2 protein-coding genes are annotated in these 1,247 nt (G+C 63.0%); one reads left to right on the top strand and one right to left on the bottom strand.

Annotated features, from left to right (window positions below; all coding sequences use genetic code 11):
• Positions 1–405 (bottom strand): protein-export chaperone SecB (secB, locus tag AC1D00_RS41675; RefSeq protein WP_477014714.1); only part of this gene is annotated, 405 nt, incomplete at its 3' end.
• A 416-nt stretch (positions 406–821) separates the two neighbouring features.
• Here secB and AC1D00_RS41670 point away from each other — a divergent pair.
• A partial coding sequence (locus AC1D00_RS41670) for a Tim44/TimA family putative adaptor protein (RefSeq protein WP_477014713.1) occupies positions 822–1,247 on the top strand: 426 nt, incomplete at its 3' end.

Here is a 1,247-nt window from a genome sequence, read left to right as displayed (position 1 = left end):
CAGCATCAGCGGCGGGAACCCGCCGTCGCGCACGGCCGTGGCAATGATCTCACGGGCGAACGGGAACAGCAGACGCGGGCACTCGATCATGACCAGCGGGTGCAGGTTCTCCTTCGGCACGTTGACGATCCGGAACACGCCGGCATAGGCGAGCTCGAACGAGAACATCACCTTGCCCGCGGTCTCGGCCTTGCCCTCGACCGACAGCGTCACCTCGAATTCCTGTTCGCTGAGGTTATTGGCGCCGACATTGATCTGGATATTGATCTGGGGCGCCTGGCCCTGCTGTTGGAGCGAGCTCGGCGCGTTGGGATTTTCGAACGAAAGGTCCTTGGTATATTGCGCCAGCACGTTGAGCTGGGGAGCCGGGGCCGCCTCGGGAGGGGTGCCGTTACCGTTGGTCATGAAAGTCTCTCCTTACCCGATTGGGGGCTGAATTTCGCGGCGGTTGGCTAACATAGGGCTACCTCGTTCCACAAGGACGAACGGTCCCGGATCGGGCGGCCGGGCCGCAGCCACAACTGTGACGTTCTGCCCAACCTCCCGGCCAAATCGCGCCTTAAACGATTGAAGATGCGCGATTTCCGGCCACGATCGGGTTTCCCCTTAAGCATAAAACGCGCTACACTCGGTGCTGTGCCAAAAGGCGCCATTGGCCGGGCAAGATTTCGTGCCTACATCCCACGGACCTGACGTGCGGACCCGAAATGGTGATGTAGACTTGCCGTTCCCGTATGGAACGGTCTACTGGCCGGATTGATTTTCCCGGCGACGACCTTCTAGGCGGCCCCTTCGAGAGAAGACCAGAAAGCGAATACCTCGTGGACATCTACACCATCATCTTCCTGGCGCTGGCGGTCTTCATCTTTTTGCGGCTGCGCAGCGTGCTAGGGCAGCGCACGGGCAACGAGCGGCCGCCGTTCGACCATACTGCCGCCCGCAACGCGCTGGGGGGTGCCCAGGACAAGAACGTCGTGACCATGCCGGGCAAGGTGATCGACCAGGCCCCGCTGGCGCCGACGGTCGAGCCGACCCCGCCGTCCGACCGCTGGAAGGGCCTGACCGAGCCGGGCACCGCGCTCGCGCAGGGTCTCGACGCCATCGTCGACAAGGATTCCACCTTCGATCCGCGCCATTTCATCTCGGGCGCCCGCGGCGCCTATGAGATGATCGTGCTGGCCTTTGCCAATGGCGACCGCCGCGCGTTGCGCGACCTGCTGTCGTCGGAGGTCTATGAAAGCTTCGAC

The organism is Bradyrhizobium sp. P2_E8, from assembly GCF_056403875.1.
The sequence above is the reverse complement of the archived record's forward strand: the minus strand, read 5'-3'. Positions and strand labels throughout refer to the sequence as shown.